At 67.1% G+C, this 8617-nt stretch carries 8 protein-coding genes; 3 read left to right on the plus strand and 5 right to left on the minus strand.

The genetic code is table 11. The annotated features are described in order from the left end of the window. Nucleotides 1-192: 192 nt before the first annotated feature. The 4 genes from L286_RS29280 to wecB all read right to left on the minus strand — a co-directional run bounded on the left by L286_RS29280 (nucleotide 193) and on the right by wecB (nucleotide 5677). A complete protein-coding gene (locus L286_RS29280) occupies nucleotides 193-2286 on the minus strand; it encodes a GumC family protein (RefSeq protein ID WP_020819988.1) in 2094 nt (697 codons plus the stop codon). Further along, nucleotides 2286-2996: a polysaccharide biosynthesis/export family protein gene (locus L286_RS29285; RefSeq protein ID WP_020819989.1), complete on the minus strand. Its 711-nt coding sequence runs from the start codon at nucleotides 2994-2996 to the stop codon at nucleotides 2286-2288. The genes L286_RS29280 and L286_RS29285 overlap by 1 nt, the downstream gene beginning before the upstream one ends. Nucleotides 2997-3106: 110 nt before the next feature. Beyond that, nucleotides 3107-4417 carry a UDP-N-acetyl-D-mannosamine dehydrogenase gene (wecC, locus tag L286_RS29290; RefSeq protein WP_020819990.1) on the minus strand — a complete coding sequence of 437 codons (1311 nt, stop codon included), beginning with the start codon at nucleotides 4415-4417 and terminating at the stop codon, nucleotides 3107-3109. 117 nt (nucleotides 4418-4534) lie between these two features. Further along, complete coding sequence (gene wecB, locus L286_RS29295) at nucleotides 4535-5677, minus strand: non-hydrolyzing UDP-N-acetylglucosamine 2-epimerase (protein ID WP_020819991.1); 1143 nt, start codon at nucleotides 5675-5677, stop codon at nucleotides 4535-4537. Nucleotides 5678-5834: 157 nt separating this feature from the next. Between wecB and L286_RS29300 the strand changes: the two genes are divergently transcribed. Both L286_RS29300 and L286_RS49510 read left to right on the plus strand, forming a co-directional pair. Further along, on the plus strand, nucleotides 5835-7154 hold the full coding sequence (locus L286_RS29300; protein WP_020819992.1) for a UDP-glucose dehydrogenase family protein: 1320 nt from the start codon (nucleotides 5835-5837) through the stop codon (nucleotides 7152-7154). Then, complete coding sequence (locus tag L286_RS49510) at nucleotides 7154-7279, plus strand: hypothetical protein (RefSeq protein ID WP_020819993.1); 126 nt, start codon at nucleotides 7154-7156, stop codon at nucleotides 7277-7279. The genes L286_RS29300 and L286_RS49510 overlap by 1 nt, the downstream gene beginning before the upstream one ends. Nucleotides 7280-7422: 143 nt before the next feature. Here the strand turns inward: L286_RS49510 and L286_RS29305 are convergent, their stop codons facing one another. Next, complete coding sequence (locus tag L286_RS29305) at nucleotides 7423-8271, minus strand: ABC transporter permease (RefSeq protein WP_025160657.1); 849 nt, start codon at nucleotides 8269-8271, stop codon at nucleotides 7423-7425. 118 nt (nucleotides 8272-8389) lie between these two features. Here L286_RS29305 and L286_RS29310 point away from each other — a divergent pair. Then, nucleotides 8390-8617 (plus strand): GcrA family cell cycle regulator (locus tag L286_RS29310; protein ID WP_021223134.1); only part of this gene is annotated, 228 nt, incomplete at its 3' end.

Consider the following 8617-nt stretch of genomic DNA (forward strand, 5'->3'; position numbering starts at 1 on the left):
TTCCCCTCCACCAGCCTTCGGCCGGTCCCCCTCCCCATCTCCCGATGGGGAGGAACAGGATAGGTCCGCCTTCCACCCTTCTCCGTCATTCACGCGAAAGCGGGAATCTATCTCTCGACGTCACCTCAAGCGCAGCGCTGGGGAGATGGCTCCCGCTTTCGCGGGAATGACGGGGGGAGGTCGAAGGCCTCTCTAGCCGCCCCGGTGATAGTCATATTCGAACGGGCGGCCTTCCTGTTTGGTGAGGATCGCGCCGATGATCGCGCCGCCTGCCCGCCGCAGCCGGTCGACCGCCACGCGCAGGCCGCCATGATGGTTGCGGCCCCATTCGACCACCAGCAGAGTCACCTGCGCCTTGCTCGCCAGCAGGCAGGCGTCGGACAGGCCCAGAACGGGCGGTGCGTCGATCAGTACCGTGTCGTAGCGTTCTCGTACTGTCGCCAGCAGGGCGTCCATCGCGGGCGTGACCAGCAGTTCGGCCGGGCTGGGCGGGATCGCGCCGCAGGGGAGCAGGGACACGCCCGGCACGCCGCTGTCGACGATGACCTCGTCCATCTTCGCCTGGCCCGTCATCAATTCGCTGATGCCGCGGGTGGGCGCAATGCCGAAGAGGCTGTGCTGCTTGGGCCGCCGCATGTCGGCGTCGATCACCAGCACGCGCTTGTCGAGCTTCGCCAGCGCCTTCGCCAGGGCATATAGGGTCGAGGACTTCCCCTCCCCCTCCTGCGCGCTGGTGACGAGGATGGAGCGCGGCAGGCCAGCCGCCGATCCCAGCAGCAGCGCGGAGGCCATGGGCGCGAAAATCTCCGCCGCCGGTTTCTCGCCCGCCGGGACGGCGCCGAGGAGGGGCAGGTTCACCCGTTCGGCCAGGGTGTCGGCTGACGTCACGGCGTCATCAAAGATATGCCGTCCGGCGACCGCCATCAGGCCGAGGATCAGCCCACCCAATGACGCAAACAACATGGTGACGCCGATATTGGGCGAGGATGGGCGCGAGGGCACCGCCGCCCGGTCCAGCGGTTGGATGCGGCCCGCCTGGAAGCCCGCCTGGGAGGCCATGTCGCGATAGCGCTGGAGCAGGCTGTCGTGCAGCAGGCGGTAGGTGTCGACCTGCCGCTCCAATATGCTCATCTGCACGCCGCGTCCGCGTTCGGCCTGGGCCTGCCGCTCGACCTTGGCGATTTCGGACTGGATCTGCTTTTCGCCATGGACGGCGACGTCGAACTGTTCCTTGAGCGAGGCGCGGATGGTGTTCGCCATCCCCTCCGCCTGATCGTCCAGCGCGGCCAGCCGGGCGCGGGCTTCGCGCATTTCGGGGTGGGCGTCCTTGCGGAACTGACGTTCCTGCACGACCTGCGCCCGCGCCTGCGCCCGTTCCGTCATGATCTGCTGCATCGCGCCGTTGTTCAGCACTTCGGGCAGAGTTTCGACGCTGGACAGGCGGGCGCTTTCCCAGCGCTTCTGCGCGGCGATGCGGTCCGCCGTCGCCTGGGCGCGGAAGGCGTTGAGCTGCGCCAGCCGGGTCGCGGTGGTGCCTTCGGGCGGGGGGCTGTCGCCATCGTTCGATTCCGGCGGGGCCATGACCCCGGCGTTGGCGGCATAGACCGCCAGATCGCGCTCCGCCCGTTCCAAATCCTTACGCGCGCCGTCCAGTTCCCCCAGCAGGAAGCGGCGGGCCTGAACCCCCGATTCGAAGCCGCGCTTCAGGTCGGCGCGGATCAGGCTGTCGGCATAGCTGTTGGCGACGCGGGCCGACAGCATGGCGTTGGCGCTGGTGAAGCCGATGCGGATGACGCGGGACTTGCCCGGCAGTTCGACGTGCAGATTGTCGCGCAGCAGGTTCACGACCGTTTCGGTTTCGACCTGCCGCTGGCTGAGCGAGCCTGCGCCCCGGTCCGGGCGGCGGACGTCCATGCCGTCGAAGAAGGTGCGGCTGCCGACCAGCGCCAGTTCGCGGGCGACATCCTCGGCCAGGGCGCGGCTGCGCAGCACCTCCAGTTCGGTCTGCATCAGCGCTTCATTGTCGGACGGGGTCGCCGGTCGCTGCGCGGCGGCGGCGCCTGCGGCTCCGGCGGGGACATCCTCCACCTCGACCGAGGCGATCGCCCGGTAATCGGGGGTGGAGAGCAGGATGAAGACCACGCCCGCCAGCACGCAGAGCGCCATGGTGACGAACAGGATGATGCGATGCCGCCGCACCGCCGTCCATGCGCCGTTGGCGGCGGCGGCGAAGCGCGCCGGGCGGCCCTCCATCGCGGCGTCGATCAGCAGGCCCGGTCCTGCCATCAGAGCCCCCCGTCCAGCGCGACGAAGCCCGCGCCGACCGCCGGCAGGGCGAGCAGCGCGCCGCCCAACGCCGCCTTGGCGCGGGAGAGGCCGACGATGATCGTGTCGCCGGGCAGGATTTCGGGATCGGGCGCTTCGCCCTTGCGGATTGCGCCCAGGTCGAACATCGCCGCCTTGCGCTGGCCGTCGGACTGGCGGACCACGACGATGCGGCTGAGGCTGGCGAGGCGGGTCGGCCCCTTGGCGAGGGCGACCGCCTGTTGCAGGCCGAGACGGCCGTCGAGCGGGAACAGGCCCGGTTCGCGGACTTCGCCGTCGATGGTGATGCGGCGGCCCACCGCTTTCTTGACGAAGACCGTCACCTGCGGGGAGACGAGATAGCGGTCGCCCAGCCGGCCGGCGATGACGTCGGAAGCCTCGCTGGCGGACAGGCCCGCGATGGAGACGTCGCCGATCAACGGCATGCGCACCATGCCCGCCGCCGTCACCTGCGCGTCTTCCAGCGACAGGCCCGGTTCGTGATAGACCTGGATGCGCAATATATCGTCGGGGGAGATGCGGTAATCGACGCCGACGGCCGGGGCTGGCGGGATGGCGGCATAGGCGGCCTCCCCCTTCGGCGCGTCCTCCACGGTGGAGCAGGCGCCTAGCAGCGCGCAGGCCATGATCGTGGCCAGCATCCGGTTCCTGCTGTCGGTCGGCCGGTTCATGCCGTGAGAAATCCCCGCAAATTCATCGGGCACGCATGAAGCCTGCCGTTGCGGGTGGGGTTAACGGCGCGGCGGGGACATGGCAACCATGGCCGCGTTCGCGCCGCCGATCAGATGGCGATCCGGGCCTGATCCGGGGCAGTCTGACCGGCACTTGGTCGCCGGGGCTGATCCGGCCAGACGCCGCGCGTGTCGTAGACCGCCTTGTCGGCGCGTTCGTCCACCGGGACCGATTTGAACATGTCATGATCGACAAGAATGACGAAAACGCCGCATTGTTCCAGAGCCGTATCGAGATCGATCAGTTCGGCGCCGGTTCCAGCGAACTCCATCGGCAGGTCATGGGCATAGGGTTCGACCAGCTTGATGCGACGGCCATAGCGTTTGGCGAGGCGGGCGGCGACCTTCACGGCGGGGCTTTCGCGGAAATCGTCGATATTGGGTTTGAAGGCGAGGCCGAGGCAGGCGATGTCCTCGCCGGGGAATTCGTCGATCAGGTCGGATGCCCTGGCGACGACATAGTCGGTCTTGCCGTCATTGACTTCGCGGGCGGTGCGGATGAGGCGGCTATTTTCCGGGTCGCCATGGACGATGAACCAGGGGTCGACCGCGATGCAGTGGCCGCCGACGCCGGGGCCGGGCTGGAGGATATTGACGCGGGGGTGGCGATTGGCGAGGCGGATGACTTCCCACACGTCGATGTCCATGCGTTCCGCGATGACGGACAGTTCGTTGGCGAAGGCGATGTTGACGTCGCGGAAGCTGTTTTCGACCAGCTTCACCATTTCGGCGGCGCGGGCCGACGTGGTGATACAGGCGCCGCGCACGAACTGGCGGTAGAAGCCCAGCGCCTTGCGGGCGCAGCGAGGGGTGATGCCGCCGATGCAACGATCATTGTCGATCAGTTCGACCAGGATGCGGCCGGGAAGGACGCGCTCCGGGCAATAGGCGATGGCTATGTCGCCCGCCACGCCGGGTTCTGGCATCTTGAGGTCGGGGCGGATCTGAGCGAAGAGGTCGCGCATGGCTTCGGTGGTGCCGACCGGGGAAGTGGATTCCAGGATCACCGTGTCGCCGGATTTCAGGACTTGCGCGACGGTGCGGGCGGCCTTCAGGACATGGCTGATGTCGGGGGCGCGATCTTCGGCCACGGGCGTGGGGACGGCGATGATGAAGACGTCGCTGGGTTCGACCTCCAGGCTGGCGCGGAGGTTGCCGCGGGAGACCACGCCTTGCACCAGGCCGTCGAGGTCGACTTCCTCGATATGGACGCGGCCGCTATTGACCGTCTCCACGACATGGGCGCTGACGTCCACGCCGACCACCTGCGCGCCGCCGCGCGCGATCAGGGCGGCGGTCGGCAGGCCGATATAGCCCAGGCCGATGACGGATACCTTCTGCTGGAGCTTTTCGAGGGGCATTGGGGAGTCCTGGGAAGCCGATGATTGGCTTCGCTTTGTGACGGGAAATGCTGAAGATTTCGGTAATATTGGTGACAATAACAGCCTGTTCCTGCCTTCGCAGGAGCACGTGGCGCGTTACGCCGCCTCTTCCAGCCCCTCGGCCCGCGCGCTGGCGGCGATGATGTCGGCAATGCGCTCTGCCGCGTGGCCGTCGCCGAAGGGGTTGTGGGCGCGGGACATGGCGGCGTAGGCGGCTTCGTCATCCAGCAGGGCGAAGACAGACTGGACGATCTTCGTTCGGTCGGTGCCGACCAGTTTCGCCGTGCCTGCCGTCACGCCTTCCGGGCGTTCGGTGGTTTCGCGCATCACCAGCACCGGCTTGCCGAGCGAGGGCGCTTCCTCCTGCACGCCGCCGCTGTCGGTCAGGACGAGATGGCAGAGGTCCAGCAGGCGGACGAAATGGGGATAGTCGAGCGGCTCGATCATGGCGACATTGGGCAGGCCGCCCAGCACCGCGTCCATGACCGGGCGGACATGGGGGTTGGGATGGACCGGGAAGATCACCGCCACGTCCGAGCGCTCCGCTATGTCAGCGATGGAGCGGGCAATCGCCTCCATGCCGCCGCCGAAATTCTCCCGCCGGTGGCTGGTGACGGCGACGATCCGCTTGCCCGCGAAGCGCTGGGCGAGGCCGTCGAGTCCTGACGCGAGGCCGGGTTCGGCCAGCACCCGCTTACGGGTGGCGAGCAGCGCGTCGATCACCGTGTTGCCGGTGACGTGGATGGTCGCCGGGTCGCGATTTTCCGCGAGCAGCGCGTCGGCGGCCGCCTGCGTCGGGGCGAAGTTCATGTCGGCGATGCAGGCGACGACGCGGCGGTTCACCTCCTCCGGCCAGGGGTGGTGGATGTCGCCGCTGCGCAGGCCCGCCTCGACATGGGCGACCGGAATCTTGCGATAATAGGCGGCCAGGCTGGCGACCATGGTGGTAAGGGTGTCGCCATGGACGGCCACGCGGTCCGGCTTTTCCGCGTCGAAGGCCTTGCCCAGTTCCACGATCAGCTTCGCCGTCAGGCCGTCCAGCGTCTGGTTCGGCGTCATCACGTCCAGGTCGATGTCGGGCGCGATCCCGGCGATCTCCAGCACCTGATCCAGCAGGCCGCGATGCTGCGCGGTCACGATCAGGCGGGTTTCCACATCCTCCCGCGCCCGCAGCGCGTGAATTACCGGAAACAGCTTGATCGCCTCGGGGCGCGTCCCGAACACCAGCGCAACCTTCATTCGTCATCCTTTGCAAGCTGTCTTTCGGGTAAGTCTCTGGCAGAAAATGGTAACCATCCCCTGAACATGGGTAATCCCGACGCCCGCTTTCGCATTGGCCGACAGCTATGCTAGAGGCCAGCGGGACCATCTTTCCCAATCGAGGGCTCAGTAATTTATGAAGATCACGATGATCGGCACGGGCTATGTCGGGCTGGTGTCAGGCGCCTGCTTCGCCGATTTCGGCCATGACGTGGTGTGCGTGGACAAGGATGCGGGCAAGATCGCCGCCATCGAATCCGGGCGCATGCCGATTTTCGAACCCGGCCTCGACCATCTGGTGGGCAGCAATGCGGCGGCCGGGCGACTGACCTTCACCACCGATCTGGCGGCGGGCGTGAAGGGCGCGGACGCGATCTTCATCGCCGTGGGCACACCTTCGCGGCGCGGCGACGGTCATGCGGATTTGAGCTATGTCTATGCGGCGGCGAAGGAAATCGCGGAAGCGCTGGACGGGCCGACCGTCATCGTCACCAAGTCCACCGTGCCCGTCGGCACCGGGGACGAGGTCGAGCGGATCGTGCGGGAAGCGCGGCCTGACCTGGACATACAAGTCGTGTCCAATCCGGAATTCCTGCGCGAGGGCGCGGCCATCGGCGATTTCAAGCGGCCCGACCGCGTCGTCGTCGGCACCACGGGCAATGAGCGGGCCATCGGCGTGATGGCGCAGGTTTATCGTCCGCTGAACCTCAACCAGGCGCCGGTCATGTTCACCGGGCGGCGGACGGCGGAACTGATCAAATATGCCGCCAACGCCTTCCTGGCGACCAAGATCACCTTCATCAACGAGATGGCGGACCTTTGCGAGGCGGTCGGCGCGGAGGTGCAGGACGTGTCGCGGGGGATCGGCCTCGACAACCGGATCGGGTCGAAATTCCTGCATGCCGGACCGGGCTATGGCGGTTCCTGCTTCCCGAAGGATACGCTGGCGCTGGTGAAGACCGGGCAGGATTATGACACGCCGATCCGCATCGTGGAGACAGTGGTGCAGGTGAACGACCTGCGCAAGCGGGCCATGGGGCGCAAGATCGTGAAGGCGCTGGGCGGCGAGGCGCGGGGCAAGACGGTCGCGCTGCTGGGCCTGACCTTCAAGCCCAATACCGACGACATGCGCGACGCGCCCAGCCTGGCCATCGTGCAGGCGCTGGAGGATGCGGGGGCGCGGATCGTCGCCTATGATCCGGAGGGCATGGCGGTCGCCGCGCCGCTGATGCCGGGGGTGAGCATGGCGAAGGACGCCTATGAGGCGGCGGCCGGAGCCGATGCGCTGGTGCTGGTGACGGAATGGGATGCGTTCCGGGCTCTGGACCTGAAGCGGCTGGCGGCGTCGATGAATGGGGCGGTGCTGGTCGACCTGCGCAACATTTATCCGCGCAGGGAGGCGGAAGCGGCTGGCTTTGCGCTGACGCGGGTCGGGGGCAAGGGCATTTCGGCCTGATGCGGTTGAAACCGGAGGGCGGGCGCGACGCGCGCGCCCTGCCCCGGCTGAGTCATTGGGTGATGGCGGCGCTTGCCCTGTGCGCGATCATGCTGGTGGTGCCGGTGATTGCGGGGTTGACGTGATCCAGTGAACCGCCGTGCTCCTGCGAAGGCAGGAGCCTAGTTCGACGTCTGAATGATTAGGCAAGACCTGAACTGGGCTCCTGCCTTCGCAGGAGCACGTTATCTTATGCTCATCCCTGCGCTCACCCCTACGCTCACCCTGCTCAAGCCTTCAGCTTCCACCCTCGCTTGAGCAGCGCATAGCAGAGCATGCCCAACGCGATGTTCAGGCCCAGCAGCACCAGGCTGCCCACGACCACATCGCCGTCCGCCGCCGCGACGAAGCCGTAGCGGAAGCCGGAAATGGCGTAGAAGAAGGGGTTGGCATGGCTGATCGCGCGGAAGACGGGCGCGAGGCGGTCGATGGAATAGAAGGTGCCCGACAGCAGCGTCATCGGCCCGATCACGAAATTGGTGATGGCGGCGGCATGGTCGAACTTTTCCGCCCAGATGGAGGTCAGCACGCCGATGAAGGCGGTCAGCCCCGCGCCCATCAGCCCGAACCACAGGATCGCCCAGGGATGCGCCGGGGTCACATGCACGCCCGGCCACAGCGCCATCGCCGCCCACAGCGCCAGCCCCACGCAAAAGGCCCGCGTCACCGCCGCGCCCACCAACGCCAGCAGCAATTCGCCGACCGACAGCGGCGGCATCAGATAATCGATCAGCGTGCCCTGCATCTTGCCCGCCAACAGGGAGAAGCTGCTGTTGGCGAAGGCGTTGTTCATCATGCCCATGATCATCAGGCCCGGCGCGATGAAATCGGCGAAGGGCACGCCCAGCACATGGCGATTGGCCCCGCCCAGCGCCAGGGTGAAGATGACCAGGAACATCAGCGTCGTCACGGCGGGCGCCCAGATGGTCTGGAGCTGCACCTTCATGAAGCGCCGGATTTCCTTCCGGTAGAGCGCGCGCGTCCCCGCCCAGTTGATGTTGCGGATGACCATTTCGCCCGGCTCGTGGAAAGGCGGCCGGTGCGAGGGAGAGACAGCAATTTTGGACTGGTCGTTCATGGTCGGATCGACTATCGGCTGAGGGGTTGTGCCGCAAGGGCGTTGTGCACGGGAAATTGAACCCCGGGCCGGCCCGCCCCATATAGGGCGCGGATTTGAGATTTTGAGGAGTCATTCATTGTCCTGGACCGACGAGCGCATCGACCAGCTCAAGGCAATGTGGGAACGGGGCCTGACCGCCAGCCAGATCGCGGACGAACTGGGCGGGGTCAGCCGCAATGCCGTGATCGGCAAGGCCCACCGCCTGGGCCTGCAATCGCGCCCTTCCCCGGTGAAAGCCAACGAAGTGCCGAAGAAGGCCGCGCCGCCCGCGCGCAAGCCCGCGCCCGAAGCCGAAGCGCCCAAG

It is taken from the genome of Sphingobium sp. HDIP04 (assembly GCF_000445085.1).
Classification (GTDB): domain Bacteria; phylum Pseudomonadota; class Alphaproteobacteria; order Sphingomonadales; family Sphingomonadaceae; genus Sphingobium; species Sphingobium indicum.